Origin of the sequence: Mesorhizobium sp. M0184, from assembly GCF_040322215.1 — a bacterium.
GTDB lineage: Bacteria > Pseudomonadota > Alphaproteobacteria > Rhizobiales > Rhizobiaceae > Mesorhizobium.
In genome coordinates, this window is record NZ_JAMYSZ010000014.1 from 81,251 (window position 1) to 108,172 (window position 26,922).

The following is a 26,922-nucleotide window of genomic DNA, read 5'->3' on the forward strand; positions in this document are numbered from 1 at the left end:
CGGATAAATGGCTACTGGCACACATCCACCCACTCGGCGTCGACGAGGTCGGCCAGGCGTTGCGGGCTGAGCCGTACGGCGGCATTCGTCGCGCCTGCCGCCGGGACGACCTCGTCAAAGGCGCGCAGCGAGATGTCGCAGTAGACCGGGAGCGGCGCCGGTAGGCCGAACGGGCACACCCCACCGACGGGATGATCGGTCGCGGCGAGCACCTGCTCGGCGTCCAGCATTCGCGCCTTGCCACCAAACCGGTCCTTGAATTTGCGATTGTCCAGCCTGGAGATCCCGCTGGCCACGATCAGCATCGTCTGGTCGCCGGCGCGCAAGCAGATCGTCTTGGCAATCTGCGCCGGCGCTACGCCATGCGCTTCGGCGGCCAGAGGCACCGTCGCCGAGCTTGCCTCCGTGACGATGACTTCAATGTCGGGCGCGTGTGCGGCGAAAAAGGCGCGAACGGATTCGAGGCTCATCTCCAGCAATTTCCGTCTGGCGTCGCCGTGGCGGCCGGCAAGTCCACTACGTGGCCGAAAAAACGAAGCCCGCCAGGGCAACCCATGGCGAGCTCGTGGAATAAAAGCATGGCAGGTCGCTACGACACGGATCGCCTTTTGGCAGGCAACACGGCTTCGTCAAACAGAGCGGTTTCCGGAAGTTGAAGCGCGGAGGCAATACGCCGACGTTTCGAGGGATCGGCATCCTTGCCGCTTTCAATGTCGGCAATCTCATAGGCTGCCAGCCCGCACGCCAGGGACAGCTCTTCGATGCTGTATCCACGGGCTTCCCGGGCGGTTCGGACGGCACTGCGTTCAGGCGTAACCGCGCTCGCCGCCAGTTCGGAGTAAGGTTCGCGTTTTGCTATTTGGGGCATTGGCAACTCCGTGGGATGAAAGAGTTAGATCAAATCATGTTGTTGCCTGAGACGATCGGGAGAATGCCCGCTCGCCGGTGATTTGCCAAGCATCAAAGATAGCGTCACGGCATCGTGAACCGACGCCGGAATGAATGGCGGATGCCGGCGCGCCGACATCTGGCCGGATCGTCAGCAGACACACTTCGGAAACAAAATTCTACAGGCCGGAAAAACTGCCGAAAAACTCCAAGGCGATAGTCCCAACCGCAGCGCTCGAGTCACCGACCTGAATCAGTGACGCTCAAATTCCGCCTGCGCAAAAAGGAAACGATGTCATGAAGAAGCCTCTTCTCTCCGCCCTTGGACTTGCAATCGCACTTGCCCTCTCGATGCCGATCATCGGCGCAAGCAGCGCGAATGCAACGACGATGCACACCACCGTCAAGAAGCATCACCGCCATCACTACCATCACCGCGCCCACCACTACCGCCACCATCACAAGAAGGTTGTCGCGAAGAAGTACTGAAAACACCCTCGGGCGAACAACCCGCAATCAGGCGTTCTGGTGCTTGATCAAGGGCGGCGCGCTTGCCGGGCTTTCCGTGTCGGCGAAAAATGGCGGCGGTCCGCTGACCACCGCCATTTGCTTATCTCAACGTGCCGATCTTGAACGCGCTCGCGGTGCTTGTTGCTGCCGGCCGCCGAGGAACAGACTGGCGACGAGCCCGACCAGAACCAGCCCGACAGCGGCCGCCGTCGCCGGGTGATCTCGGGCGGTCTTCTCGATCGCCCGGCCTTGCCTTCTGATTGCCGGCAAGGCGTCGCCGAGGCGCTCAGTGATATCCGAATAATAATCCGACGCGGTATCGCGCCCGTCTTCGTAAAAGGCGCCGCCCTGCTTCAACACGGCTTTCTTCAAGGTGGCCAGTTCCCTGGCCAAGGCCGCGACCTGCTTGTTCAGATCGGTGTCGGAGATGCTCGAAAGCGATGCCATGACGTGCTTCCTTCATCTGTAGAAGGAAGCCTAACGCATGACCCTGAAGACCGTTCCGGTCAGCCCGGCGGGCTCTAGCGAACCTGATCGAGCAGGCGCTTGCATTCCAGGAGGTCGAACAGCGCCTCCTGCAGCAATGCGCGATTGTCACGGGAAAGTTTTGACGTGTCCGGCGGAACCGGACCTTCCTCGTCGGTCTTGCCTATACCGAAAAAACGACGGCTGGGTTTCACCCTCGGCTGGCCAACCAGCATTTCGTCGTCCGGGCCGCGCGGCTGCGCCGCTTGCGTCAGCGGTACCGTGTCGGCCTGTCGGCGCTGCGAGATCGCCTCGACCGCTGCCATGTCGCCACTGCCGACGGCGATCAGAAACTGGTTGCCGTTCTCGCGCAACAGCTTCTGCACGCCCTTGATCGTATAGCCCTGGTCGTAGAGCATATGACGAATACCCTTGATCAGTTCTACGTCCTGCGGACGGTAGTAGCGGCGGCCGCCGCCGCGCTTCATCGGCTTGATCTGGTTGAAACGCGTCTCCCAGAAGCGCAGCACGTGCTGCGGCAAATCCAGATCCTCCGCGACCTCGCTGATGGTGCGGAAAGCATCAGGGCTCTTGTCCATGGGCGAATCCTCACGCTAGAGCATGATCGCGAAAGGCGGGAACCGGGTTCGGGCGACATCACACTTAACAAGGAGAGCAGCTTTCCGTCCCGCCGGAACGGATCACACCCAAATACCGATCCGGCGTACCGAATCGCATCTTATTTCAGCGGTTTATGAAACAATATTCAAGCCCGGCGCAAAAGCAGGGTTCGCTTTTCAACCGAAGCCTGGAGCATGATTCTTGGCAAAGGGGGATTGGACGGCTACTTGCTGCCCTTGGCTTTGCTAGTTTGATGGGAGCGCAGGATACGGTTCTTCAGCACGTTCGACGACTTGAAGGTCATCACCCGGCGCGGCAGGATCGGCACTTCCTCACCGGTCTTGGGATTGCGCCCGATGCGCTCGTTCTTGGAGCGGACGTGGAAGGTCGCGAAGGACGACAGCTTCACCGTCTCGCCGCGAACGATCGCCTCGCAGATCTCATTCAGCACCGCCTCGACAAGCTCGGCCGATTCAGTACGTGACAGCCCAACCTTGCGGTAAACGGCTTCGGCGAGGTCGGCGCGCGTAAGTGTCTTTCCCCCCATACGAACCGTCCCATCAGCTCAAAAACATAAATCATACAAGCAACGGCAGAACCTAAGTAATTGATCCGTCAAGGTCAAGGACCCGAACCCGATAGTTCGGCACTTACCAGCGGAGCAGGACGGCACCCCAGGTGAAGCCGCCGCCCATCGCCTCGAGCAGTACCAGGTCACCCTTTTTGATGCGACCGTCGGCGACGGCTGCGGACAGTGCCAGCGGCACGGAAGCCGCCGAGGTATTACCGTGCAAATCGACGGTCACCACCACCTTCCGCTCCTCTATCCCGAGCTTTTTGGCCGAAGCGTCAATAATTCGTTTATTGGCTTGATGCGGCACGAACCAGTCGAGATCGGCGGCGCCGATGCCGGCCTGTGCGAACGTCGCCTCGATGACGTCGGTGATCATGCCGACCGCATGCTTGAACACTTCGCGGCCTTCCATCCTGAGGTGCCCGACGGTTCCGGTGGTCGACGGCCCACCGTCGACGAAAAGCTTGTCCTTGTGGATGCCGTCGGAGCGCAGGCTGGCCGCCAGAACGCCTCGGTCGGCGATGCCGCCTGCCCCCGTGCCTGCTTCCAGCACCATCGCGCCGGCGCCGTCGCCGAACAAAACGCAGGTCGAGCGGTCGTTCCAGTCGAGAATACGCGAAAACGTTTCCGAGCCGATCACCAGTACCCGTCTGGCCAAGCCGCCGCGGATATAGAGGTCGGCGGTCGTCACTGCATAGACGAAGCCGGAGCAGACCGCCTGCAGGTCGAAGGCAAAACCGTGGTGCATGCCGAGCCGGTTCTGGATCTCGACCGCGGTCGCGGGAAAGGTGTTGTTGGGCGTCGAGGTCGCCAGCACGATCAGGTCGATGTCGTCAGCCGTCAGGCCGGCGCTGTCGAGGGCTGCGCGCGCTGCCGCCTCGCCCAGCGAGGCCGTCGTCTCGTCGTCGGCCGCAATGTGGCGCTGGCGAATGCCGGTGCGCTGGACGATCCACTCGTCCGACGTCTCGACCATGCCTTCGAAATCGGCATTCTTCATAATGCGGCGGGGCAGCGCGGCGCCCGTGCCGCGCACGACTGATCTGATCAATGCTCTTTCCTATTCCTTTGCGTCGATGACGACGTCGGATTTCCGGATTGTCTGGGCATTCGGATTGCGGGCATGGAACAGGTCGAGATCGGCTTCGATGCGGTCAAGCAGATTGTTGCGCACCATATCGTAGCCAAGCTCGATCGCCGCCGCGAAGCCATCCGAATCAGCCCCGCCATGGCTTTTCACCACGATGCCGTTCAATCCGAGGAAGACGCCGCCATTGGAGCGACCGACATCCATCTTCTCGCGCAGGCGATCGAAGGCGGTCTTGGCGAAGATATAGCCGATCCTGGCCATCAGCGTCCGGTTCATCGCCGCGCGTAGATAGCCGGCGATCTGTCTGACGGTGCCTTCCGCCGTCTTCAGCGCGATGTTGCCGGCAAATCCTTCGGTAACGACGACGTCGACACTGCCCTTGCCGATGTCGTCACCCTCGACAAAGCCATGGTAGTTCATCGAGGCCATGTTGGCCTCGCGCAACATACGACCCGCCTCCTTGACCTCTTCCTGGCCCTTGATCTCCTCGACGCCGACATTGAGCAGGCCGACGCTCGGCCGTTCGATGCCGAAAACCGAGCGCGCCATGCCGGTGCCCAGAATGGCAAAATCAACCAGTTGATGCGCATCCGCGCCAATGGTGGCGCCGACGTCCAGCACCACGCTCTCGCCGCGCAATGTCGGCCAGAGCGCCGCGATTGCCGGGCGATCGATGGTCGCCATGGTGCGAAGGCAGAATCTGGACATTGCCATCAGCGCGCCGGTATTGCCGGCCGAGATGCAGGCGTCGGCAGTGCCTGCCTTGACCGCCTCGACGGCCTTCCACATCGATGACTTCCAGCGGCCATGGCGCAGCGCCTGGCTCGGCTTGTCGTCCATCCGCACTGCGATCTCGCAGTGGATGAACTCGCTCACTTCCGCCAGCTTGGGGAATTTGGCGAGTTCGGGCCGTACCACTTCTTCGCGCCCATAAATGACGAAGCGTATATCCGGACGGCGGGTGGCGACAGTCATGAGCGCCGGGATGACCACGTTTGGCCCGTGATCGCCGCCCATGGCATCGATGGAAATCCTGATCACGCGGTGTTCATCTCACGGTTGCTTGGCCAGCGGGCTTGCCAAGGTGCGGGGCTCGCGAAGGTTCGGCGAAAATAACGGTTTTGGGCTGCCGCACAACCAACTTTTCTCAAATTGGGTCAGCTATCAGGATTTTCCCAACAGAGATCTGAGCTTTTGCTGGAATTCATTCTCCACAGGCTCGGCATCGCCGGCGGCCTCCAGCGATACACCCGGCTTGCGCGGATATGGATCGATCGCCAAGCCAAAGAACTGCTCGGCAAGCGCCCCGACGTCGATCGCATCGCCGGAAAAGGTTTCCGGGCTGTCCGGGCCTTCGGCGTCGAGCAGGATCTCACCGCCGCCGTCGAAACCTTGCCGCCCGAGCTTGGATTGCTCCGGCAGGAACAGCGCTTCGACCGCCTCATCGATATGCGCCTCGACCGGGTCGAGGGTGACGATGCAGGCCTGCGTTATATCGGCCTCGACATGGCCGCTGACTTTCACCCCGTTGCGCTTCCAGGGCTCGACCAGGAGTTCGGCGCGATAGTTCTCGACCGAAAGCAGCTCGTGCTCGACGGCCAGCAGGGCGCGCTGCCCAGCGTCGGCATCGATCACCACCGGCAGCCCCTTTTGCGGCAGCCGGGCGACATTTGCCAGGAATGACACTGGGCTGTGGGTATCAGGGTGTTTCATCTTCGCCTCCACTTCGCCACCTTCATCGGCCTGCCGTCGCTCAAGCGTTGGCCACGGGAAATGCCACCGTTCCGGAAACGATCGATTCGGTCGGCTGTTCCGCGAGTTGCCTTGATGCATCGGCGGCATAGAGTGCCAGTTGCGACGCTTGCGGCCAGGCGCCGGCATCCGGCCTGACATTGCGGGCAAGGGCGGCGGCGAGTGCATCATGGTCATTTCGTTGCAGCGCATCATCATAGGCGGCGGTACGGCCATAGAACATCTTCGCCAGTTTCCGCATTCGCTTCGGCACGCCGACGTCGCCAATGCCCAATTCACGCAACGAATGTTCGACATCCATGAAGAACTCGTCGATCAGCACCTGCGCAACCTCTGCCGCAGCACCGCCCTCGCCGCGCAACCGGTGCTGGAACAGGAACATGTGCAACGACAGCATCTCGAAGCGGCCGAGCGGCGTGTCCGGCACGTTCCAGGCGGAATAAAACACCGTTTGCCGCGCCGCCGCCACGATTTGTGCGTAAAGCGCCTCGGTGATGGCGCGGTTGGCATGTCGTTCGCGGCCAAAGAGGCGCTGGAACATTTGAGGGTGGTCTCCCGGGACCGTTTGTTGAAGTGGCCTTGTTGCATCGGCAAGCAAGCTGGTTTACCGGTTTTGCGGCCCAGCGCAAGTTGCGGCCAGCTTATGGAGTTGTAGTTGCGCGCGCTGAAATTCAAGTCGACTTTCCTGCCCAGGCCCGGCGGTGCGGTTTCGCTGCTGGTGATCGCTGCGGCACTTTCCGCCTGCAATTCGTCCAAGATGATCGGCGATCTCAATCCGAGCGAGACGCTGACGCAAGGCTACGTCATCGACCAGCAGGCGATCGACCTGGTGCCGGTCGGCTCAAGCCGCGAACAGGTGCTGCTGGCGCTCGGCACTCCCTCGACGAAGGCGACCTTCGATAACGAGGCCTTTTATTACATTTCTCAGACGCGCAAGCGCTATGTCGCCTTCGACAAGCCGCGGCTGGTCGACCAGCATGTGCTGGCGGTCTATTTTGGCGATGACGGGCGCGTCACCCAGATCGCCAATTACGGCTTGAAGGACGGCAAGGTGTTCGACTTCATCTCGCGCACCACGCCGACCGGCGGCAAGGACCAGAACTTCCTCAGCCAGATCATCAGTGGCGCCAGCAAGCTGGCGCCTGGTGTTCCCGGCGCCAGCGGCGGCAGCACGCTCGGCGGCACCTGATCCACCCGAGGGTGTCGGCTTCCTTCCGTTCCTTTCGCTTCCCTGTAAGCGGCATATCTCAGGCAATGAAAAACCCGCGGGAGCGATCCCGCGGGTTTTTGTCTTAAGGCCATAGCGACCGAGCTTAGCCGTGCGCGAGAACGGCCAGCAACAGCAGCGCGACGATGTTGGTGATCTTGATCGCCGGGTTGACCGCTGGGCCGGCAGTATCCTTGTAGGGATCGCCGACCGTGTCGCCGGTCACCGAAGCCTTGTGCGCTTCGGAGCCCTTGAGGTGCTTGAGGCCGTCCTTGTCGACGAAACCGTCTTCGAACGACTTCTTTGCGTTGTCCCAGGCGCCGCCGCCGGAGGTCATCGAGATGGCAACGAACAGGCCGTTGACGATGACGCCGAGCAGCGAGGCGCCGAGCGCGGCAAAGGCGGATGCCTTCGAACCGGAGATCAGGAGGACGCCGAAATAAACCACCAGCGGCGCCAGCACCGGCAGCAATGATGGAACGATCATCTCCCGGATCGCTGCCTTGGTCAGAAGGTCGACGGCGCGCGCATAGTTCGGCTTCGAGGTGCCGGCCATGATGCCCGGATCCTCGCGGAACTGCTTGCGCACCTCCTGGACGATAGCACCCGCGGCGCGGCCGACGGCGGTCATGGCAATGCCGCCGAACAGATACGGGATCAGGCCGCCGAAGATCAGGCCGGCGACGACATAAGGATTGGAGAGGTCGAAGGAGACGTCGCCCATGCCCTGGAAATAGGGGTATTTGTCGCCATTGGCGGCAAAAAACTTCAGGTCGTTAGAGTAGGCCGCGAACAGCACCAGCGCGCCGAGGCCGGCCGAACCGATGGCGTAGCCCTTGGTTACCGCCTTGGTGGTGTTGCCGACAGCGTCGAGCGCGTCGGTTGACTGGCGCACTTCCTTGGGCAGGCCGGCCATTTCGGCAATGCCGCCGGCATTGTCGGTGACCGGGCCGAAGGCATCGAGCGCGACGATCATGCCGGCGAGGCCAAGCATCGTCGTCACCGCGATCGCTGTGCCGTAGAGGCCGGCGAGCTGGTATGTCGAGATGATGCCGCCGACGATGACGATCGCCGGCAACGCCGTCGCTTCCAGCGAGACCGCGAGGCCCTGGATGACGTTGGTGCCGTGACCGGTGACGGAGGCTTGGGCGATGGAGTTCACCGGACGCTTGTTGGTACCGGTATAATATTCGGTGATCACCACGATGAGGCCGGTCACCGCAAGGCCGACGAGACCGCAGATGAACAGGTTCGTGCCGGTGATGGCCATGCCGGCGACGGTGCCGATCTCACCCCAGCCGATGCATGCCGAGGTGGCCACGGCAAGGCCGACAATTGACAGCAGGCCGGTGACGATCAGGCCCTTGTAGAGCGCGCCCATGATTGAGCCGCTGGAACCGAGCTTGACGAAGAAGGTGCCGACGATCGAGGTGAGAATGCAGGCGCCGCAGATGGCCAGCGGATAGAGCATGGCCGCGCCGAGAACGGCGGTGCCACCGAAGAAGATGGCGGCGAGGACCATGGTGGCGACGACGGTCACAGCATAAGTCTCGAACAGGTCGGCGGCCATGCCGGCGCAATCGCCGACATTGTCGCCGACATTGTCGGCGATGGTGGCCGGATTGCGTGGATCATCTTCGGGAATGCCGGCTTCAACCTTGCCGACGAGATCGCCGCCGACGTCGGCGCCCTTGGTGAAGATGCCGCCGCCGAGACGGGCGAAGATCGAGATCAGCGAGGCGCCGAAGCCGAGCGAAACAAGCGAGTCGATGACGACGCGATCGTCGGGCTGCAGACCCATGAACTGGGTCAGGATCAGGTAGTAGATCGAGACGCCGAGCAGGGCCAGGCCAGCAACCAGCATGCCAGTGATGGCGCCCGACTTGAAGGCGATCTCGAGGCCGGCAGCGAGGCTGTTGGAAGCCGCCTGCGCGGTACGCACATTGGCGCGCACGGAGACGTGCATGCCGATGAAGCCAGCGGCACCCGATAGAACGGCGCCGATCAGGAAGCCGATGGCGGCGGTGATCGAAAGCAGCCACCAGGCAAGCAGCAGGACCACGACGCCGACGATGGCGATAGTGGTGTACTGGCGCGCCAGATAGGCCTGCGCGCCTTCGCGGATGGCCGCGGAAATTTCCTGCATGCGTGCATTGCCCTGATCGGCCGCGAGGACCGAACGTGTCGCCCAGATGGCGTAAAGGACTGAAAGCAGACCGCAGGCGATGACAGCTGAAATTATGGTCATTGCCGAATTTTCCTCGATTGGTGGCCCAAAAGAACCCCTCCCCGGGCCGTTGAGACAGGGACGAATTTTCCGCAACCGGAATCCGTCCCTTCGCAGCGGCTTATGCGAAACAGGGCTCGGAACGTCAAGATATTGTTCCGTTCCTGTCCGGCTTTCGCCCAAAAGATCCCGGGTTTCGTCCAAAAGGCTGGACGGCAGTGTGCGCCTGTCGACACTGCCATCCGGTTAGATCGGTTGAAATCGGCGAACGGCGGTCAGGCTTTACGCGGGTCGCCGTCCGGCTGGACGACGAAGACCAGCACCACCAGCATGGTCATGTAGAATTTGAACGCCGCCTCCTGACCATTCCAAATCGAAGACTGCCACATGGCGAACCACTCGCCGCCAACGACCATGAAGCCGAAATACCAAACAAGGAAACCCATTGTGGCGGCTATGATGGCGAACTTCTTGGCATCGTTGAAAGCCTGTCCGCTGGCGTTGCGCGCCTGCCAGAGTTGCCAGGCGGCGATTAGGTAAAGCAGGCAGGTCAGCGCCTCGCCAATGATGATCAGCCAGTAGCCAGCCGTCCACAGCGACGGGTTGGTGATCGAGCGGTACATCAGTGCATTGCCGGGAAAGGTCGTGTCCATGCTCAGCACATGCTGGACAAAGGCGAAGTTTGAGCCGTAATCGGTGATGTTGCCGAAGGCGACGAGGAAGGCGAAAGCCGCCAGACACAAACACATGACGATCTTGGAGAAACGCGTGGTCATGGCAAGAACTCCTGCTGAAAGATCGGGGCATCGCACTCATCAATCGCCGAGTCCCGAAGATCGCGCAACGGGTGGGCCAGTGATCATCGTGCTCACAGCCATTGCGAGACATTATGCCGGCAAGCAAGACATTGCCGAGACTGTCGAAGCCCTCGATCTCGACAGTGATTGCGCGGTGGGCGACTTGGTCTCTGTGGTTAGAGCCGACACACAGCACGATTTCGCCATCATCCGCCGCCGCTGGATCACCGGCGAGACGGGCACAACGCTGGAACTGACGCTCGATCATCCGACGCGGTCGACCGGCCACTGAAAAAAGAGCGAACTTCGCCCCGAGACGCTACTCGGGCTCGCGTCCCATGCGCCGGGCGGTATAGCGCTCGACCGCCGACAGCCCGTCATAGATCAGCACGGCAAGGGCGGCGACGATCAGGCCACCCTGCAGGATGAAGGCGAGGTTGTTCGACAGCAGGCCTGCGATGATCACCTCGCCCAGTGTCCTCGCCGCTACCGTCGAGCCGATGGTCGCGGTGGCGAGGCTGATCACTACCGACAGCCGGATACCACCGAGAATGATCGGCGCGCTGAGCGGCAGCTCGACCTTGATCAGTCTTTGCCAGCCAGTCATGCCGGCGCCACGCGCCGCCTCGACGACGTTGGCCGGCAGCGTCGTCAGGCCGGTCAGCGCATTCTCAAAGATCGGCAGCAGTCCGTAGAGAAACAGCGCAATCAGCGTCGGCATTTCGCCGAAGCCGACTGCCGGCACGGCAAGCGCCAGCACCGCCACCGGCGGAAACGTTTGGCCGATATTGACCAGGCTGCGCGACAGCGGCAGGAATTCGGCGCCGGCTGGCCTTGTGACCAGAATGGCGAGCGCGACCGCAACGATCGTCGCGGCAACCGTCGCGATCAGCACGGTCCGCAGATGCAGCAGCGTCAACGTCAAAAGGCTGCCCTGATTGTAGATTGCCGGCGCGTTGTTCTCTGTCAGCGGCCTCAGCAGCGGTTCGAACCAGCCGGGATTGGTGACGAAGGCAATAAGCACTACCACCAGGGCCAGCCTGAGCAGCGACGGAAGCCAGGCTTTCATGCCGGCCTCGCCGCGCGCTTAACCAGCCCGTCCACAGTGACGCGGCCAAGCGATTTGCCGTCAGAATCTTTCACCGGAAGTGCCGGGCGGCCCGACCACAGGAGTTCGGCCAACGCGTCGCGTTGGCTGGCGTCACCGGGGATCGCCTCGCCTTCGGCCGTGCCTTTTTCCACCGCGTCGCGCACCCGGCCAAGCGACAACAGCCGGAACGGTTTTTCGCTGGCGCCAACCAGGGTCTCGACAAACGCGCTGGCCGGTTTCGCCAGTATCTCGGCCGGCGCGGCATATTGCACTACTTTGCCGCCATCCATCACCGCGATCTTGTCGCCCATGTGAACGGCCTCTTCCATGTCATGGGTGACGAGGATGATGGTGGTGCCGAAGCGTTTCTGGATCGCCAGCAGATCCTCCTGCGCCTTGTTGCGGATGATCGGGTCGAGCGCGCCGAACGGCTCATCCATCAACAGCACGTTGGGTTCCGCGGCAAGCGCCCGGGCGACGCCGACGCGTTGCTGCTGGCCGCCGGAAAGCTCATGCGGATAGCGTGGCCCGTAGGCTTGCGGGTCGAGCTGGTATAGCGTCATCAGCTCGTCGACGCGGGCCTTGATGCGGTTGGCGCCCCAGCCGAGCAATACCGGCACAGTGGCGATGTTCTGCGCCACCGTGCGATGCGGAAACAGGCCGTGGCCCTGGATGGCATAGCCGATGCTGCGACGCAGCTCATAATCCGGGACCGAGCGGTTATCGACGCCGTCGAGCTTGATCACGCCCGATGTCGGCTCGACCAGCCGGTTGATCATGCGAAGCAGCGTCGTCTTGCCGGAGCCGGAGGTGCCGACGATGACGGCGATGCTGCGCGGCTCGATTACTATCGACACGTCGTCGACGACTGTCGTCTCGCCGTAGCGCTTGTTGATGCCTTCGATCTCGATCATGCCGTTTCAACCCTGCGCTTGCTGGCGCTCATTTCGATCACTGCATCGAGGATGATGGCAGCGGCGAAGGCCAGCACCACCGTGGGAACAGCACCGAGCAGCACCAGGTCCATCGCCGTCTGGCCGACCCCCTGGAATACGAACACGCCAAAGCCGCCGCCGCCGATCAACGCGGCAATTGTGGCGAGGCCGATATTCTGCACCAGCACGATGCGGATGCCGGTGAGGATCACCGGGAAAGCCAGCGGAAACTCGACGCCGAACAGCCGCTGGCGGTCGGTCATGCCCATGCCGCGCGCTGCGTCGTTGGCGGCACGCGGCACACCGGCGAGGCCGACCACGGTGTTGGCCACCACCGGCAGCAGCGAATAGAGGAACAGGGCGACGAAAGCCGGCGCCGTGCCGATGCCGCGAATACCGAGCGCGGCAGCTCCCGGCACATGCGAAGCGACCCAGCCGAGCGGTGCGATCAAGAGGCCGAACAGCGCGATCGAAGGAATGGTCTGGATGATATTCAGCACGTTGAGCACACCGGCCCGCAATTTCTCGACGCGGTGGCAGAGGATGCCGAGCGGCAGGCCGATAATCACCGCAGCCGCCAGCGAACCCAGCGCCAGCGTCACATGCTTGGAGCCTTCCGCCCAAAAACTATCGGCGCGATTGAAATATTCCTTGAGGATCGACAGGCTGTTCCAGCTTCCCGAGACCAGCAGCAGGCCGATCGCCGCTGCGGCGGCAACAAGCACGCCGATCCGTGCCTGCGGCGACAGGTTCAGCCTCGTAAGCACGTCGGCGAGCAGAAGCGTGAAGGCGAAGATAAGCAGCCAGAAGCCCGAAGCCGGCGAGATGCGGGCGAAGGTGTTGCCGGCGGGCGTCAGGAAACTGCCGGCGACGCCGATCAGCAGCGCCAGCGCCGCAAGCGCAACCACACTGGCGGCGAGGCGCAGAACAAGCGGCGTTTTCAGCAGCGCAATGAGCGCCGCTGCGACGACAATCGCCATCAACAGCGGACCGACCGTCGCAGGCAAAGATTCGAGGATCGAGCGCGCCTCGCCGGGTACGATGCGATTGGCGCGGAACGTGGCGAATGGTGCCGCAAAAGCCGCATAGGCTGATATCGCCGCGATGACCACGCCGAGCTTGTCGAACCGGATGCGCACGCCCTCCCCCATCGGCCGATCCGGCGGACCTCGAAAGCGGCGCGCCGGAATCGCCTTACTTGAGGAAGCCGTTCTTTTTCAAAAAGTCCTCGGCGACGCCCTTGACCGGCTCGCCGCCAACCTGCACGCGGCCATTCAACTCCTGCAGCGTGACGAGATCGAGCTTGGCGAAGACCGGCTTCAGCAGCGTCTCGATTTCGGGATGCTCCTTCAGCACCGCCTCGCGGATGATCGGCGCCGGCTGGTAGACCGGCTGCACACCCTTGTCGTCCTCAAGCACGACGAGGCCGGAGGGCGCGATGCCGCCGTCGGTGCCATAGACCATGGCGGCGTTGGCGCCGTTGGTCTGGTTGGCCGCGGCGGCAATGGTGGCCGCCGTGTCGCCGCCGGACAGCGTGATCAACTGGTCCGGCTTCAGCGTGAAGCCATACGTCTTCTGGAAAGCGGGCAGCGCGGCCGCCGAATTGACGAACTCGGCGGAGGCCGCCAGCACCACCTTGCCGCCGCCCGAGACATATTTGCCGAAGTCGGAAAGGGTGACGAGCTTATTGGTATCGGCGACCTCCTTGCGCAGGGCGATCGCCCAGGTGTTGTTGGCCGGTGACGGTGACAGCCAGACGATCTTGTTGGCGTCGTAGTCGAGCTTCTTGGCAGTCTCGTAGGCCTTGGCGGCGTCTTTCCACACCGGATCGTCGGCCTTCTCGAAGAAGAAGGCGGCGTTGCCGGTGTATTCCGGATAGATGTCGATCTCGCCGGCTGTAATCGCCTTGCGCACCACAGGTGTGCCGCCGAGTTGGATGCGGTCGGTGGTCTGGATATTATTGGCGTTCAGCACCAGTTGGATGATATTGCCGAGCACGCCGCCCTCGGTGTCGATCTTCGACGACACCACCACCTGGGCACTCGCCGAGGCCAACGCAATTCCGAGCGCTAGTACAGCGCCGGCCAGAACCTTGATTGAAAACATCTCACAAATCCCTTGCTGTGAACCGGAATACGGCTGCCGCATATGAGCATGGCTTCGATGCCCCGTCGGGGTACACGGTTTCATAAGAAGGGGGATGGGCGCAATAATTTTGTTCGGATGCGAGTGACTCCGCCGTTGCCTCGTCCCGACAGCATGACGTCAGTTGGCCGCGCGCAAACCCGTCATCTTCAACACGCCCAGTGCCACGAAGCACAGCGCGACGACCGGGAAAATCATCCAGTTCAACATCTCCCAGCCCCAGGCATTGTAGACCGCCCCCGACATCAGCGAGGCGAAGGCGACGGAGCCGAACAGGACGAAATCGTGAAAACCCTGGACCTTGCCTTTTTCGGATGACTGGTAGCTGTCGGCCACCATGGCGGTGGCACCGATGAAGCTGAAGTTCCAGCCAAGGCCGAGCAGGATCAGCGCCGTCCAGAACTGCCACAGTGCCAACCCTGACAGCGCCACTATGGCGCAGCCAATCAGCAGCACCAGGCCGATGGCCACGATCCGCTCCGCGCCGAAGCGATAGATCAGCGACCCCGTGAAGAAGCTCGGCGCGAACATCGCCATCACATGCCAGGAAATGCCGAGCGTGGCGTCGTCGGTCGAAAGGCCGCAGCCGACCATGGCCAGCGGCGCGCCGGTCATGACGAAGCTCATCAGCGCGTAGCTGCCGACGGCGCAAAACAGCGCTGCGACGAAGCGCGGCCTGGTGACGATTTCCGAGAGCGGCCGGGCGTCGCTGTCGGCGATTTCCACCTTGTCGGTTGCCTTGGCCGGGATGCGCAACAAAGAGAGAATGGCGGCGCCGACCGCCGCCAGCACCAGGATGGACGCAAACGAGCCGGCAAACTTCACCGGCGAGAACAGATCGCCGGTGAAGATGACGATCTGCGGCCCGAGTATGGCGGTGACGATGCCGCCGGCCAGCACGAAGGAGATGGCACGCGCCTTGAATTCAGGCGGAGCATTGTCGGCGGCGGCAAAGCGGAATTGCTGGACGAAGGCGCCCCCGATCCCGATCACGGCCAAGCCGAAAGCGAACAGCCAGAAGCTGGCATGAAACAGCGCCAGCGTGGCGACCAGCCCGCCAAGCGCTGTCACCGCCGTGCCGGTCATGAAGCCGTCGCGCTGGCCGAGCCAGCGGATGATCGCCGCGGCCGGCAGGGAACCGAGCGCCACGCCGACATTGAAGCCGGTGATCGGCGCGGTTGCCAGCGACTTGTCAGCGTCGAGCAGGTACTGCCCGGCCAATCCGCCCATGGAAATGGCGATGGGTGCGGCCGAGCCGATGATCGCCTGCGAGGCTGCGAGGATGAAGGCGGTGCGACGCGCTTCCTTGCCCGCCTCAACGGCGACGACAGCAGTCATGAGGCGTCCTTGCCCCGGCCCTCGCCACGCACCCGGCGCGACACGCGATCAAGCACCGCATTGACCAGTTTCGGCTCGTCTTCCTCGTAAAATGCCTTGGCGATGTCGACATATTCGGAGACGATGACCGCCACCGGCACGTCCTCGCGCTGCATCAGCTCGTAGACGCCGGCGCGCAATATGGCGCGCAATGTGGAATCGAGCCTCGACAGAGGCCAGTCCTCGGTCAGCGCCTGTCGGATGACTGGATCGATGGTCTTCTGGTGCTCGACAACGCCGGCAAGAATGGCGCGAAACCATTGCGCATCGGCTTCGCGATAGAGCGCGCCATCGACTTCCTTGCCGAGCCTGAACGCCTCGTATTCGGCGGTGATCTCAAACACACCGCTGCCGGCGACGTCCATCTGGTAGAGCGCCTGCACGGCGGCCAGACGGGCAGCACCGCGCTTGTTGGCATGGCGAACCGCAGGCTGGCCGGGCGAAGCGGGTTCGCTCACGTTCGCTCTCCCAGCTGTTCCTTTAGAGCGATCATGGTCAGCGCCGCACGCGCCGCAAAGCCGCCCTTGTCGCCTTCCGAACGCCTGGCCCGTGTCCAGGCCTGTTCGTCGTTTTCGGTGGTCAGGATGCCGTTGCCGATGCAGACCGCATCCTGCACGGACAGGTCCATCAGGGCACGGCTGGATTCATTGGCGACGATATCGAAATGATAGGTGTCGCCGCGGACCACCGTGCCGAGGGCGACGAAGCCGTCATAGTTCGTCCCGCCTTCGGAGGCACCGTCGAGCGCGAAGGAAATCACCGCCGGGATTTCGAGCGAGCCCGGAACAGTGACGACATCGTATGTCGCGCCCGCTTCCTCGAGGGCCTTTGTCGCGCCTTCGAGCAACGCGTCGGCAAGGTCGTCGTGAAAGCGCGCCTCGATGACAAGAAGGTGGGCCTTCTTCTTCGGACGGATGAACGCTTTGCCGTGTTGGGATGTGCCTGCCATAGATGTCTCCGGGGATCGCCGGTGACTTAGGCCGAAGCCGGTTTGATCGCAAGCGGAAGATTGCCGAAGGAACTTTCAAGGCCAACTCGGCGGCGGTCGCATCAGGGAATGGGCTTTATGGACGAGCGCCTCAAAGCCCCTCTTTAGCCGCCTCCACCAGTCGCGCCGCGTAGCGGGCCATGGTGTCGATCTCGAGGTTGACGCGGTCGCCGACCTGTCGCTCGCCCCAGGTGGTGACGGTCAGCGAATGGTGGATCAACAGCACGTCGAAGCGGGTGCCCTCGACCTTGTTGACGGTGAGCGAAGTGCCGTCGAGCGCGACGGAACCCTTGGGGGCGATGAATTTGGCAAGGTCGCGCGGTGCTTTCAGGGTGAAGCGAACGGCGTCGCCTTCCTCCTTGCGCCCCACGATCTCGGCCATTCCGTCGATATGGCCTGAAACGATATGGCCGCCAAGCTCGTCGCCGATCTTCAGCGCCCGCTCCAGGTTGATGCGCGTGCCGGATTTCCAGCCCATCGCGGTCGTCAGCCTGAGGGCCTCTTCCCAGGCCTCGACCTCGAACCAACGTGCGTTGGCGCCGTCTTCCGGCAATCCCGTTACCGTCAGGCAGACGCCGCCGCAGGAAATCGAGGCGCCGATGGCAATGGTCTGCGGATCGTAAGCGGTGTCGATACGCAAACCGACGCCTTCCCTGAGCGGCTTCACGGCAGCGACGGTGCCGACATCGGTGACGATTCCAGTGAACATTAGTTTGGTCCAGTGAACATCAGTTCGGTCCTAGATGTCTCTTATCCATTCGGCATATGTATCTTCGCCGAAACGCATGTTGCGCAATTTGCGAAATCCCGGCGGGATATGGTTGGCATCGATCGGCGATGCGATGCCGCCCTCGCCGATCGCATCCGGCCCGTGAAACAGCACGATGCGGTCGACCACTTGTTCGGCGAGGAAGGCCTTGGCGACCTTGGCGCCGCCCTCGATCAGCACGCTGGCCATGCCGAGTGCCGCCAGATCCTCGAGCAGTTCCGGCAGCGCAATATCGCCTTCATACGTCTCAGTGCCGATGAAGCGCACGCCGGCGCGTTCGAGCGCGGCCCGCCGGTGCGGATCGGCCTCGGCGCAGGCAGCGACATAGAGCGGCACCCTGTCGACGCCGGAAACCAGCTTCGAGGTCTCCGGCAGCCTGATCTGGCGGTCGAGTACGATGCGCGCCGGCGAACGGCTCTCCAGTCCCGGAAGCCGAACCGTCAGCGCCGGATCGTCCTCCAGTGCCGTGCCGATGCCGATCAATATGCCATCGGCTTCGGCGCGCATCAGATAGACTTCGCGTCGGGCGATATCGCCGGTGATGGAGACCTGTCCCTCGCCTTTCACGCCGATCTTGTTGTCGCTCGAAAGCGCAAGTTTCAGGATCACTTCCGGGCGTTTTTTCAGAGATCGAATTAAATAGCCGGCCATCTGCTCCGCGACCTCGGCCGCCAACACTTTTTCCACCACTTCGACGCCGGCGGCACGCAAGATTGCATAGCCCTTGCCGGAAACACGCGGGTCCGGATCGCTGGCAGCGCCGACCACACGCGCCACGCCGGCACTGACCAGCGCATTGGCGCAGGGCGGCGTGCGGCCGTGATGGGCGCAGGGCTCCAGCGTTACATAGGCGGTGGCGCCGCGCGCCAGTTCGCCGGCCTCTGCCAAAGCCTCGGTCTCGGCATGCGGCCGGCCGCCGACGGCGGTGACGCCGCTGCCGACGATCATCGGCCCGTCGCCGTCATCGCGCACGATCAGCGTGCCGACGGAAGGGTTGGTCGAGGTCCGCCCGGCATTCTTGCGCGACAGCCTGAGGGCTGCCGCCATATAGCGGCGATCGAGGACCTCTTGCTCAGCCGTGCTGCGTTCGGACCCTGCCATGCTCAGCTGGCGTCCTCTTCGCTCTTCAGCTCTTCGCCCCTGGGCTCGTCGGTTTTGAGCTCGTCGCCTTTGAGTTCGCCCAACACGTCATGGAAATCCTTGGCCTCGCGGAAATTGCGGTAGACGGAGGCAAAGCGCACATAGGCGACATCATCGAGCGACTTAAGCGCCTCCATGACCAGCCGGCCGACTTCCCCCGAGGCCACCTCGGTCTCGCCCGAGCTTTCGAGCTGGCGCACGATGCCGGTCACCGCCCGGTCGATACGTTCCGGGTCGACATTGCGCTTGCGTACCGCGATCTCGACAGAACGCAGCAACTTGTCGCGGTCGAACGGCACCTTGCGTCCAGACTTCTTCACCACGACGAGATCGCGCAATTGGACGCGCTCGAAAGTGGTGAAGCGGCCGCCGCAATCCGGGCAGACGCGCCGCCTGCGGATCGCTGCACCGTCTTCGGCAGGGCGCGAATCCTTCACCTGCGTATCTTCGGACTGACAGTAGGGACAGCGCATGGAGAGCCTTCGGTTCGCGATTCTCGTAGTGCGAACGGGTTAGAGGTTTTTGCCACGATGGCAAAGTATGGCCGATGACCGATCGCGCCTCAGAGATAGCGAGGCGCGAGGAAAATTGCGAGAGCGGCAATCAGTTGACAGCGGTCCGCCAATCAGGGCGCGACGTCGCCGGTCGGGAAGCCGCAAGACGTGCCGAGATAGCGATAGGCCTTGGTGAAGCCGTCCATCGATATGGTCGCGACCGGCTTGTCGGCGAAGCTGACATCGAGGGCGCTGGTGCGGCGCATGGCGCGCAGTACCGCGAGCGTGGTCTCGGACTTGTTGTCTATCATCCACTGTCCGTCGGCGATAAGACGAAAACCGGCCTTGATCTTGTCGTTGACGTCCCGGAACACCACCGGGATGTTATCGCCCTTGGGCAAGTCACTGTTTCTCACGGCGATGATGAGGCTCGGATAGCCCTCGGGTGGCAGTACGTCGCCATTCGAGATGGCCAGCGTGAGGGTGCCACTGGTGCCGTTAGCGTCGAAAAAGACCGTCGAGGCGGCGCAGGTCTTGCGCACATCCTCGCCGGTGTTGACCTCGTCCACCGTGGTGGACCAACTGCCGAAGGTCTCTGTCTTGGGTGCTGCCGGGGTCGGCTCGGTCTGCGCAAAGGCCGCGCCGAGTAGCGGCGAGGTGGCTAAGGTGAGCAAGGCAGCGCCAACACTGGCGAAACGGAAAATTCGCATCATCATCAAGCGTCTCCGAGATACAGCCGTGCCCAGTTGATTGGCGCCGTCACAGTTGGGGAACGACGCCCTGCGTCAACCAAGATACGGGTAAAGCGGAAAACGATCCGTCAATGTCGCCACCTTGGCCTTCACGGTTGCCTCGACGGCCGCATTGCCCTCGTCGGAATTGGCGACCTTCAGTCCATCCAGCACTTCGGCGATCAGCTTGCCGATCTCGCGGAACTCGGCCTGACCGAAGCCGCGCGTGGTGCCGGCCGGCGTGCCGAGCCGAACGCCCGATGTCACGAAAGGCTTTTCCGGATCGAAGGGGATGCCGTTCTTGTTGCAGGTGATGTTGGCGCGGCCAAGGGCAGCCTCGGCGCGCTTGCCGGTGGCGTTCTTGGGACGCAGGTCGACCAACATCAGATGGTTGTCGGTGCCGCCGGAGACGATGTCGAGACCGGTTTCCTGCAGACTGGAGGCCAGCGCCTTGGCATTGGCGACGACGCTCTCCGCATAGATCTTGAAGCTCGGCTTCAGCGCCTCGCCCAGAGCCACCGCCTTGGCGGCGATCACATGCATCAGCGGTCCACCCTGCAGGCCGGGGAAGACGGCCGAATTCATCTTCTTGGCAATATCCTCGTCATTGCAAAGGATCATGCCGCCGCGCGGCCCGCGCAGCGATTTGTGTGTCGTGGTGGTGACCACATGGGCATGCGGCAGCGGCGACGGATGCATGCCGCCGGCGACCAGGCCGGCGATGTGAGCCATGTCGACCATCAGATAGGCACCGATCGAATCGGCGATCTCGCGAAAACGCTTCCAGTCCCAGACACGTGAATAGGCTGTGCCGCCGGCCAGGATCAATTTCGGCCTGGTCTCATGGGCGGTCTTCTCGATCGCGTCCATGTCAAGCAGATGATCGTCCCGGCGCACGCCATAGGAGACGACCTTGAACCATTTGCCGCTCATATTGACCGGCGAGCCATGCGTCAGGTGTCCGCCGGAATTGAGGTCGAGGCCCATGAAGGTGTCGCCGGGCTGCAGCAGCGCCAGGAACACCGCCTGGTTCATCTGGCTGCCGGAATTCGGCTGGACGTTGGCGAAGTTGCAGCCGAACAGCTTTTTCGCGCGTTCGATGGCCAGTTCCTCGGCGACATCGACGAATTGGCAGCCGCCATAGTAGCGCTTGCCCGGATAGCCCTCGGCATATTTGTTGGTCATGATCGACCCCTGTGCCTCGAGCACGGCACGCGAGACGATATTTTCCGAGGCAATCAGCTCGATCTCGTGGCGCTGGCGGCCGAGTTCGTTGCGGATTGCGCCGAAAATCTCGGGGTCGGCATCGGCAAGCGTGGTTTCGAAAAAGGATTCGAATTTGTTCGACACTGCCGCTGCTGTTGCCATGGGCTGAAATCCTCAAGGTTCGGGGTCTGTCGCGCCATTAACACAGTTGCTTTCGGCCCGCCACGTTTGCAGCGCGAAATTTGCTGGCCGGATTGCGCCAGAGAGACTGGCAGCCTCTATTTCCTTGCCTGCCGGCCCTTCAGCAGGGCCTCGGTGAGCGTAATCTCGGTGAACAGCGCCTGCATCGTATGGTCGTTAATCTGGCCGCTGCGAAACATTGCGCGAACCGCTGCGCGTTCGGCCTCAATGCCCGCCAGCCTCAATTCGAGTTCCAGCCGTCCGGCCTCGCGGGCCTCGGCGCGCGCCTCGTCGGCTTCGTCGGAGGCAGCGATGCGGCGACGGTAGCCGGCGACGATGCTGTCGGCGGTGGCAAGCCGGGCGCCGGGTGTTTCCCCTTCATCGCCGTCGGTCGCGCCGGCCATGCTCTCGATGCGGGCGATGGCGGCCTTGGCCGCGCCCACGCGCGCAAGACGCTCCTCGGCAGCGCCAGGATCCTCGCCCGGCTCGACCAGCCCTCGTGCCACCTTGGGTAAGGCAAGGCTGGCAATGAGCAATGAGCAAATGATGACGCCTGCGGCGAGGAAGATCACCACGTCGCGCGCCGGAAAGGGCGAACCATTCGGCATGGCGAGCGGCAGCGACAGGATGCCGGCCAGCGTGATGGCGCCGCGCACGCCGGCAACAGAGCCGGCGATCCGAACGCGCAGCCCGAACGGCTCGGCCTTCTGCTCGCGTAATCGCGCTGAGACGCGCGTCGCGATGTCGCCGACCCAGATCCACAGGAAGCGCAGCCCGATCAGGCATAGTGTCAGCGCGACCACCGTGGCGATTGGCTGGATGACCGGATAGCGGCTGCCGAGCTCAGGCGGCACGTTGCCGATGATTTCGGGAAGCTGCAACCCGAGCAGGATGAACAGCGCGCCGTTGAAGACGAAGGATAGCGTCGTCCACAGCGATACGGTCTGTATGCGTGCCGAGACGCCGAGAAAGCGGAAAATCCCGGAGCCGCCGGTGAGCACTCCGGCCGTGACCGCCGCCAGAATGCCCGAGGCGCCGACATTCTCGGCGCCGAGATAGGCGATGAACGGCAGCAGGACCATGACCAGCACCTGCGCCTCGGCCGGCACGCCGCCGATACGGTTCAGCAATTGCAGCACCTTGGCGGCGACGAACAAGGCAGCCACGCCGGCCAGGATGCCGGCAGCGACGGCATAGAGGAAAGTCACGGACGCCGCGACGAAGGAGAAGCTGCCGGTCATGGCAGCTGCCACCGCAAAACGGAACATCACGAGGCCCGACGCATCGTTGAGCAGCGCCTCGCCCTCCAGGATGTGCATCAGCCGGGCCGGGACCAGGCTCTTGTCGACGATCGAGGAGACGGCCACCGCATCCGTCGGGGACAGCACCGCAGCAAGTGCGAAAGCGACGACGAGCGGGATGCTCGGGACAAGCCAGTGCAAAGCGTAGCCGAAGCCGACAATGGTGAAGAAGACCAGCCCGATGGCGAGGTCGAGGATCGGCCCGCGCAGCGCGATCAGTTCGCGCTTGGGCGCACCATAGGCGTCGCTGAACAGCAGCGGTGGGATGAACACCAGCAGGAACAGCTCGGGATCGATCTCGACATGCATGCCGCGCACCGGCCAGGCGAGCGCTGCACCGATGGCGATCTGCAGTACCGGCAGCGGCACCCGCACCAGCCGGACCAGCGCGCCCGAAACGGCGACGAAGATGAGCACGACCAGAATGAACATTGCGACATGCATGATGCGATTTCCGACTACAGCGCCGCGTCCTTTTTCCGGCAATCGGCCCAGCAAAGCTTTCCGCGAAAGACTCGGCAACGAAAAAGGCCGCCTTCCGGCGGCCTTTTGCAAATGAACTCAGCTGCTTAGAGCGCGGATGTGATCTGCAGCTCGTTGGCTCCGTCGAGGCCGTAAATGTCGTCACGGAACTGGACCACGCCCGGCCCTGTCGACCAGGCCGAGACGTAGAGAAAATAAACCGGCACCGGATTGGTGACCTGCACCGGCGTGTTCTCCCCGGTCTTGATCGCCGCCTCGAAATGCTGGCGATCCCAGCCCGGTGTGTCGCGCAGAATCCAGGTGACGAGGTCGCGCACGTTCTGAACCCGCACGCAGCCAGAGGAATCGAAGCGCATCAGCTTGCCGAACAGGCTCTGCTGCGGCGTGTCGTGCATGTAGACGCCGTCCGGGCTGGGGAAATTGATCTTGACCGAGGCCATCGCGTTGCCGGAACCGGGATCCTGGCGGAAGCGGTATTTGGCGGCATCGTCGGTTGACCAGTCGACCGTCATTGGGTCGACCTCGCTGCCGTCCGGCGCAAACAGGCGGATATGGCTGTCCTTGAGATAGTTGGGGTCCTTCCGCATCAGCGGAATGATGTCCTTGCGCACGATCGAGACCGGCGCGTTCCAGTACGGATTGACGATGATTTCGTTGATCTTGGAATTGACGATCGGCGTCTGGCGATCGATCTTGCCGACGATTGCGGTGTGGCGCAGCACAACGCGGTCGTTCTCGACAGCCTCGATCTGCGCCGCCGGGATGTCGACCAGCACATAGCGGTTGCCAAGCGTGCCGGCCCGCTCACGCAGCCGTTGCAGATTGGTCTGCAGCTGACCAAGCCGAACCGGCGTCGACACGTTCATTGCCGCGAAAGTATATTTGCCCGTGGTTCCGTCGGCCGGCAAGCCGTGACGCAACTGGAAGCGCTTGAGCGCCGAGTCGACGTAAGAATCGAACGCTTCCGAGAGCCCGGCGCTCTGCGCCAGATCGCCCGATATCATCAAGCGCCTGCGCAGCGGCACCACATCGGGATCCTCGACGCCAAGCTGTAGCTTCTTGGTGTCTGGAACCTGCTCCCAGCCGCCTTGCGCGACGATATTCTGATACTGCATGATCGCCTGCTCGGTGAAGGACACCGTCTGCAGGCTGAAGATCGGCAGCGTCGAGGCAACCTTGCCGCCTTCGCTGGCACGCGCATCGAATTGGTCGTCCCAGTTGCCGCGGGCCGAGGATTTCAGGATATCCCCGATCACGTCCTGCGCACTGGCGCGGCCGGCGACCATAGCGGCTGCGAGCGCGGAGGCTCCTGAAAGGAAGAAACGGCGGCTGGTTCTCATGGACGTTCCAGACATTCTTGCTACAATTCAACCCACCGGGCGAGTCTCGCCCGCACTCTAAAGTTGGCTTCTTAACAATTAGCCAACCATGGCCCTCATCACTTCGGTGTAAAACCACATGGGAAGTGACTTGAGCACAGGACAAATGCACGGCTTTGGCCCCAGCATCACCCGCATCTTCGGTTCCATTGGAATATGGCGGCAACGTGGCTGTTGCTCGAATTTGGATCGGCCGGCCTGACGAAACGGCAAGACCGGTGCTTTTCGGCACCGGCCTTTGTCCACTCCGCGGCAGCACTTCCGTAGTCCAGCTTCAGATCTAGATGCGGCGGATGCGATTACATCCGGTAGGCGATGGTATCGTTCCAGAACCGATCCAGGCGCTGCAGGGCGCGGTTCATCTGCTTGAACTCTTCCGTGTTGATGCCGCCAACCTGCTCGATCGAACCGACATGGCGCTCGTAGAGGCCGGCGACGACTTCCGCCACCTCATTGCCCTTCGGCGTCAGCGAAACCCGCACCGAACGGCGGTCGATGCGCGAGCGCTGGTGGTTGATGAAGCCGAGATCGACCAGCTTCTTCAGATTGTAGGAGACATTCGAGCCGAGATAATAGCCGCGCGAGCGCAGTTCGCCGGCGGTCAGCTCCGAATTGCCGATGTTGAACAGGAGCAGCGCCTGGATGGCGTTGATGTCGGAGCGACCGTTGCGGTCGAATTCGTCCTTGATCACATCAAGCAGACGGCGATGCAGCCGCTCGACCAGCTGCAGCGATTCCATGTACAGCGAACGGATCGCCTCGCGGCGGTCATCGGATACGTTGGCGGTCTTCGCCGCCGGACGCGAATTGATCATTGTCTTTGCCTCTCGTTTGTCGCCCGGTGATTTTTTGTTCTTCACCTTGATCGCGACACTATCGAATACTCATAAAATTCGACTTAAACGCCAAGGCTAACAAGAGCTTACCGGTAAGGGGTTTCGAAAGAGGCTTAACGGACGGTCACCCGAGCAAGGATAATTAACCTAAAGATTTAGCCAACGATCCTGGCCGGAATTGCTATCGCCGGGGTTGCCGCTTCTGGATCCAGATCACCACGCGGAACACTATGTAGAGCAGCGCCACCGCAAGGTGCGAGGCGACGATCAGCGGCCGGTGGCCGAACAGCTCGGGGAAGCCGGCATACATGACGCTCTCGGTCACCGCGCAGATGAACCAGATCACCGGCCCCCAGGACGCCAGCATCCAGAGGCCGGCGGCAGCGAACGGAAAAAACACCGCCAGCACCACCGCCGCCACCTGCCAGTGCACCGGCATCAGGTCGAAGCGCCACAACGGACCGGGGTAAAAGCCGATCAGCCGGATCCAGTACAAGATGCCGAACAGCAGACAGTAGCCGGCGATGACGCGCTGGAACCAGGCGAAGATGACCTCGATCGTCGAGGGCTGCAGCACCACGCGTCTCGAGGCGACCTCGCTCACAGCTTCAGTTCCCGTTCGCCGAGCGATGCGAAATAGGCGTCGACGTTGGCGGCGCTGACGTCATCGATACCTGCTGGCCGCCATTGCGGCGTCGAGCCTTTATCGATGATGGCGGCGCGGATACCTTCATAGAAGTCGTGCCCGGCAAGCATGCGGTTGAGGATACGGAACTCCATTTTCATGCACTCGTCCATCGACAACGTCTGCCCGGCGCTGATCTGGCGCCATGCAACATGCAGGCTGGTCGGTGAACGTGTGCGGATGGTGGCCAGCGTCTTTGCCGCGAACTCGTCGGCAGCGGCTGCCCGCTCCAGACTGGCGACGATATCGGCCAGCGACGGCTGCGCGAAATGCCGGGCGATGGCTTCCAGCGTCGGCCTGTCGGTCTCGCGCCTGGCCGGGACGAAGCAGCCGCGCAGCACCGATTCCGGGTCGCCGCTTTCCGCCAGACGGTCGAGGAAGCCGGCCTGGTCCTCCGCCTTGATCGTATGGGTGGCGAGGCCCGACCACAAAGCATCGCCATAGCGGATGCGGTTGCCGGTCAGCGCCAGATACATGCCGAAGCTGCCGCCGAGATCCGGCAACAGATGGCTGGCGCCGACATCCGGGAAAAAGCCGATGCCGACCTCGGGCATGGCAAACTGGGCGTTCTCGGTCAGCACTCGCTGCGAACCATGGAAGGAGATACCTACGCCGCCGCCCATGACGATGCCGTCGATCACCGCGACATAGGGTTTCTTGAAGCGGGCGATGCGGGCGTTGAGCCGGTATTCATCGGCGAAGAAATCGACCGGAGGCCCTCCTGCGCGGCCGGCTTCGTAGATGTGGAGGATGTCGCCGCCCGCCGAAAATGCCCTGCCCTCGGCCTTGACGACGACAACGTCGACGCCGTCGTCGCGCTCCCAACTGCGCAGCGCCTTGTCCAGCGCCTTGACCATGCGGTGGGTTACGGCATTGAGCGCCTGCGGCCGCGTCAGCGTGACGACGCCAGCCCTGCCCAATCTTTCGAAGCGAATCTCGTCGCCTCCGCCAAAATCCATCGCCAGAGAATCCCTCCCCGCGCCCGCCGGGAGTGAAGTGCTAAAGCGTGGCGCATGGCCGCGTCAATGGCGGCGGCCAATCCGCTGCATGGTCGT

The 26,922-nt window shown here is 62.7% G+C and carries 31 protein-coding genes; 3 read left to right on the forward strand and 28 right to left on the reverse strand.

Annotation, left to right across the window (positions count from 1 at the left end; all coding sequences use genetic code 11):
• Positions 1-11 precede the first annotated feature (11 nt).
• Together NKJ23_RS18565 and NKJ23_RS18570 are read right to left on the reverse strand one after the other, a co-directional pair.
• A complete protein-coding gene (locus NKJ23_RS18565; protein WP_352681610.1) occupies positions 12-470 on the reverse strand; it encodes a YbaK/EbsC family protein in 459 nt (152 codons plus the stop codon).
• A 119-nt stretch (positions 471-589) separates the two neighbouring features.
• On the reverse strand, positions 590-868 hold the full coding sequence (locus NKJ23_RS18570; protein WP_352681612.1) for a helix-turn-helix domain-containing protein: 279 nt from the start codon (positions 866-868) through the stop codon (positions 590-592).
• 317 nt (positions 869-1,185) lie between these two features.
• Between NKJ23_RS18570 and NKJ23_RS18575 the strand changes: the two genes are divergently transcribed.
• On the forward strand, positions 1,186-1,377 hold the full coding sequence (locus NKJ23_RS18575; RefSeq protein ID WP_352681614.1) for a hypothetical protein: 192 nt from the start codon (positions 1,186-1,188) through the stop codon (positions 1,375-1,377).
• A gap of 126 nt (positions 1,378-1,503) precedes the next feature.
• On the opposite strand, the gene NKJ23_RS18580 is transcribed toward NKJ23_RS18575, so the two are convergent.
• The 7 genes from NKJ23_RS18580 to NKJ23_RS18610 form a co-directional block, all read right to left on the reverse strand.
• Positions 1,504-1,845 carry a hypothetical protein gene (locus tag NKJ23_RS18580; protein ID WP_352681616.1) on the reverse strand — a complete coding sequence of 114 codons (342 nt, stop codon included), beginning with the start codon at positions 1,843-1,845 and terminating at the stop codon, positions 1,504-1,506.
• Between the two features lie 74 nt (positions 1,846-1,919).
• Positions 1,920-2,462: a MerR family transcriptional regulator gene (locus NKJ23_RS18585; protein ID WP_023674511.1), complete on the reverse strand. Its 543-nt coding sequence runs from the start codon at positions 2,460-2,462 to the stop codon at positions 1,920-1,922.
• Positions 2,463-2,707: 245 nt separating this feature from the next.
• Complete coding sequence (locus NKJ23_RS18590; protein WP_352525270.1) at positions 2,708-3,031, reverse strand: integration host factor subunit alpha; 324 nt, start codon at positions 3,029-3,031, stop codon at positions 2,708-2,710.
• A gap of 103 nt (positions 3,032-3,134) precedes the next feature.
• Positions 3,135-4,106: a beta-ketoacyl-ACP synthase III gene (locus tag NKJ23_RS18595; protein ID WP_023674509.1), complete on the reverse strand. Its 972-nt coding sequence runs from the start codon at positions 4,104-4,106 to the stop codon at positions 3,135-3,137.
• 9 nt (positions 4,107-4,115) lie between these two features.
• Positions 4,116-5,186 carry a phosphate acyltransferase PlsX gene (gene plsX, locus NKJ23_RS18600; protein WP_352681618.1) on the reverse strand — a complete coding sequence of 357 codons (1,071 nt, stop codon included), beginning with the start codon at positions 5,184-5,186 and terminating at the stop codon, positions 4,116-4,118.
• A gap of 123 nt (positions 5,187-5,309) precedes the next feature.
• Positions 5,310-5,858, reverse strand: coding sequence for a YceD family protein (locus NKJ23_RS18605; protein ID WP_352681620.1), 549 nt, complete (start codon positions 5,856-5,858; stop codon positions 5,310-5,312).
• 40 nt (positions 5,859-5,898) lie between these two features.
• Complete coding sequence (locus NKJ23_RS18610) at positions 5,899-6,438, reverse strand: ubiquinol-cytochrome C chaperone family protein (RefSeq protein ID WP_023674506.1); 540 nt, start codon at positions 6,436-6,438, stop codon at positions 5,899-5,901.
• A 114-nt stretch (positions 6,439-6,552) separates the two neighbouring features.
• On the opposite strand from NKJ23_RS18610, the gene NKJ23_RS18615 reads away from it, so the two are divergent.
• A complete protein-coding gene (locus NKJ23_RS18615) occupies positions 6,553-7,086 on the forward strand; it encodes an outer membrane protein assembly factor BamE (RefSeq protein ID WP_023674505.1) in 534 nt (177 codons plus the stop codon).
• A 124-nt stretch (positions 7,087-7,210) separates the two neighbouring features.
• On the opposite strand, the gene NKJ23_RS18620 is transcribed toward NKJ23_RS18615, so the two are convergent.
• Together NKJ23_RS18620 and NKJ23_RS18625 are read right to left on the reverse strand one after the other, a co-directional pair.
• Positions 7,211-9,352: a sodium-translocating pyrophosphatase gene (locus NKJ23_RS18620; RefSeq protein WP_352681621.1), complete on the reverse strand. Its 2,142-nt coding sequence runs from the start codon at positions 9,350-9,352 to the stop codon at positions 7,211-7,213.
• Positions 9,353-9,606: 254 nt separating this feature from the next.
• Positions 9,607-10,107, reverse strand: coding sequence for a DUF2165 family protein (locus NKJ23_RS18625; RefSeq protein WP_352681623.1), 501 nt, complete (start codon positions 10,105-10,107; stop codon positions 9,607-9,609).
• A 79-nt stretch (positions 10,108-10,186) separates the two neighbouring features.
• On the opposite strand from NKJ23_RS18625, the gene NKJ23_RS18630 reads away from it, so the two are divergent.
• Positions 10,187-10,420 carry a hypothetical protein gene (locus NKJ23_RS18630; protein ID WP_023674502.1) on the forward strand — a complete coding sequence of 78 codons (234 nt, stop codon included), beginning with the start codon at positions 10,187-10,189 and terminating at the stop codon, positions 10,418-10,420.
• Between the two features lie 27 nt (positions 10,421-10,447).
• On the opposite strand, the gene NKJ23_RS18635 is transcribed toward NKJ23_RS18630, so the two are convergent.
• From NKJ23_RS18635 to NKJ23_RS18715, 17 genes are all read right to left on the reverse strand, one after another.
• On the reverse strand, positions 10,448-11,197 hold the full coding sequence (locus tag NKJ23_RS18635) for an ABC transporter permease (protein ID WP_352681626.1): 750 nt from the start codon (positions 11,195-11,197) through the stop codon (positions 10,448-10,450).
• The gene (locus NKJ23_RS18640) at positions 11,194-12,132 is read right to left on the reverse strand and encodes an ABC transporter ATP-binding protein (protein WP_352681628.1); all 939 of its coding nucleotides are present in this window, start codon (positions 12,130-12,132) and stop codon (positions 11,194-11,196) included. The genes NKJ23_RS18635 and NKJ23_RS18640 overlap by 4 nt, the downstream gene beginning before the upstream one ends.
• Positions 12,129-13,304, reverse strand: a complete 1,176-nt coding sequence (locus NKJ23_RS18645; RefSeq protein ID WP_352681630.1) for an ABC transporter permease — start codon at positions 13,302-13,304, stop codon at positions 12,129-12,131. The genes NKJ23_RS18640 and NKJ23_RS18645 overlap by 4 nt, the downstream gene beginning before the upstream one ends.
• Positions 13,305-13,347: 43 nt before the next feature.
• Positions 13,348-14,259: a glycine betaine ABC transporter substrate-binding protein OsmF gene (osmF, locus tag NKJ23_RS18650; RefSeq protein ID WP_352681632.1), complete on the reverse strand. Its 912-nt coding sequence runs from the start codon at positions 14,257-14,259 to the stop codon at positions 13,348-13,350.
• A gap of 159 nt (positions 14,260-14,418) precedes the next feature.
• A complete protein-coding gene (locus NKJ23_RS18655; RefSeq protein WP_352681634.1) occupies positions 14,419-15,636 on the reverse strand; it encodes an MFS transporter in 1,218 nt (405 codons plus the stop codon).
• Positions 15,633-16,133, reverse strand: coding sequence for a transcription antitermination factor NusB (gene nusB / locus NKJ23_RS18660; protein ID WP_352449306.1), 501 nt, complete (start codon positions 16,131-16,133; stop codon positions 15,633-15,635). The genes NKJ23_RS18655 and nusB overlap by 4 nt, the downstream gene beginning before the upstream one ends.
• Positions 16,130-16,624 carry a 6,7-dimethyl-8-ribityllumazine synthase gene (gene ribH, locus NKJ23_RS18665; RefSeq protein ID WP_352449305.1) on the reverse strand — a complete coding sequence of 165 codons (495 nt, stop codon included), beginning with the start codon at positions 16,622-16,624 and terminating at the stop codon, positions 16,130-16,132. The genes nusB and ribH overlap by 4 nt, the downstream gene beginning before the upstream one ends.
• A gap of 130 nt (positions 16,625-16,754) precedes the next feature.
• Positions 16,755-17,372 carry a riboflavin synthase gene (locus NKJ23_RS18670; protein WP_352681636.1) on the reverse strand — a complete coding sequence of 206 codons (618 nt, stop codon included), beginning with the start codon at positions 17,370-17,372 and terminating at the stop codon, positions 16,755-16,757.
• A gap of 30 nt (positions 17,373-17,402) precedes the next feature.
• Positions 17,403-18,533: a bifunctional diaminohydroxyphosphoribosylaminopyrimidine deaminase/5-amino-6-(5-phosphoribosylamino)uracil reductase RibD gene (ribD, locus tag NKJ23_RS18675; RefSeq protein ID WP_352681638.1), complete on the reverse strand. Its 1,131-nt coding sequence runs from the start codon at positions 18,531-18,533 to the stop codon at positions 17,403-17,405.
• Between the two features lie 2 nt (positions 18,534-18,535).
• Positions 18,536-19,045 (reverse strand): transcriptional regulator NrdR, encoded by a 510-nt coding sequence (nrdR, locus tag NKJ23_RS18680; protein WP_023674492.1) that lies wholly within the window; start codon positions 19,043-19,045, stop codon positions 18,536-18,538.
• Between the two features lie 152 nt (positions 19,046-19,197).
• On the reverse strand, positions 19,198-19,782 hold the full coding sequence (locus tag NKJ23_RS18685; protein WP_352681640.1) for an invasion associated locus B family protein: 585 nt from the start codon (positions 19,780-19,782) through the stop codon (positions 19,198-19,200).
• Between the two features lie 69 nt (positions 19,783-19,851).
• On the reverse strand, positions 19,852-21,165 hold the full coding sequence (gene glyA / locus NKJ23_RS18690) for a serine hydroxymethyltransferase (RefSeq protein WP_352681642.1): 1,314 nt from the start codon (positions 21,163-21,165) through the stop codon (positions 19,852-19,854).
• A gap of 116 nt (positions 21,166-21,281) precedes the next feature.
• Positions 21,282-22,928: a Na+/H+ antiporter gene (locus NKJ23_RS18695; RefSeq protein WP_352681644.1), complete on the reverse strand. Its 1,647-nt coding sequence runs from the start codon at positions 22,926-22,928 to the stop codon at positions 21,282-21,284.
• A 125-nt stretch (positions 22,929-23,053) separates the two neighbouring features.
• Positions 23,054-24,307, reverse strand: coding sequence for a L,D-transpeptidase family protein (locus NKJ23_RS18700; protein WP_352681646.1), 1,254 nt, complete (start codon positions 24,305-24,307; stop codon positions 23,054-23,056).
• Positions 24,308-24,645: 338 nt separating this feature from the next.
• Positions 24,646-25,161, reverse strand: a complete 516-nt coding sequence (ldtR, locus tag NKJ23_RS18705; RefSeq protein ID WP_023674486.1) for a transcriptional regulator LdtR — start codon at positions 25,159-25,161, stop codon at positions 24,646-24,648.
• Between the two features lie 202 nt (positions 25,162-25,363).
• Positions 25,364-25,786 carry a DUF6163 family protein gene (locus tag NKJ23_RS18710; protein ID WP_352456576.1) on the reverse strand — a complete coding sequence of 141 codons (423 nt, stop codon included), beginning with the start codon at positions 25,784-25,786 and terminating at the stop codon, positions 25,364-25,366.
• Positions 25,783-26,826 carry an enoyl-CoA hydratase/isomerase family protein gene (locus tag NKJ23_RS18715; RefSeq protein WP_352681648.1) on the reverse strand — a complete coding sequence of 348 codons (1,044 nt, stop codon included), beginning with the start codon at positions 26,824-26,826 and terminating at the stop codon, positions 25,783-25,785. Before NKJ23_RS18715 ends, NKJ23_RS18710 begins: the two co-directional genes overlap by 4 nt.
• Positions 26,827-26,922: the final 96 nt, after the last annotated feature.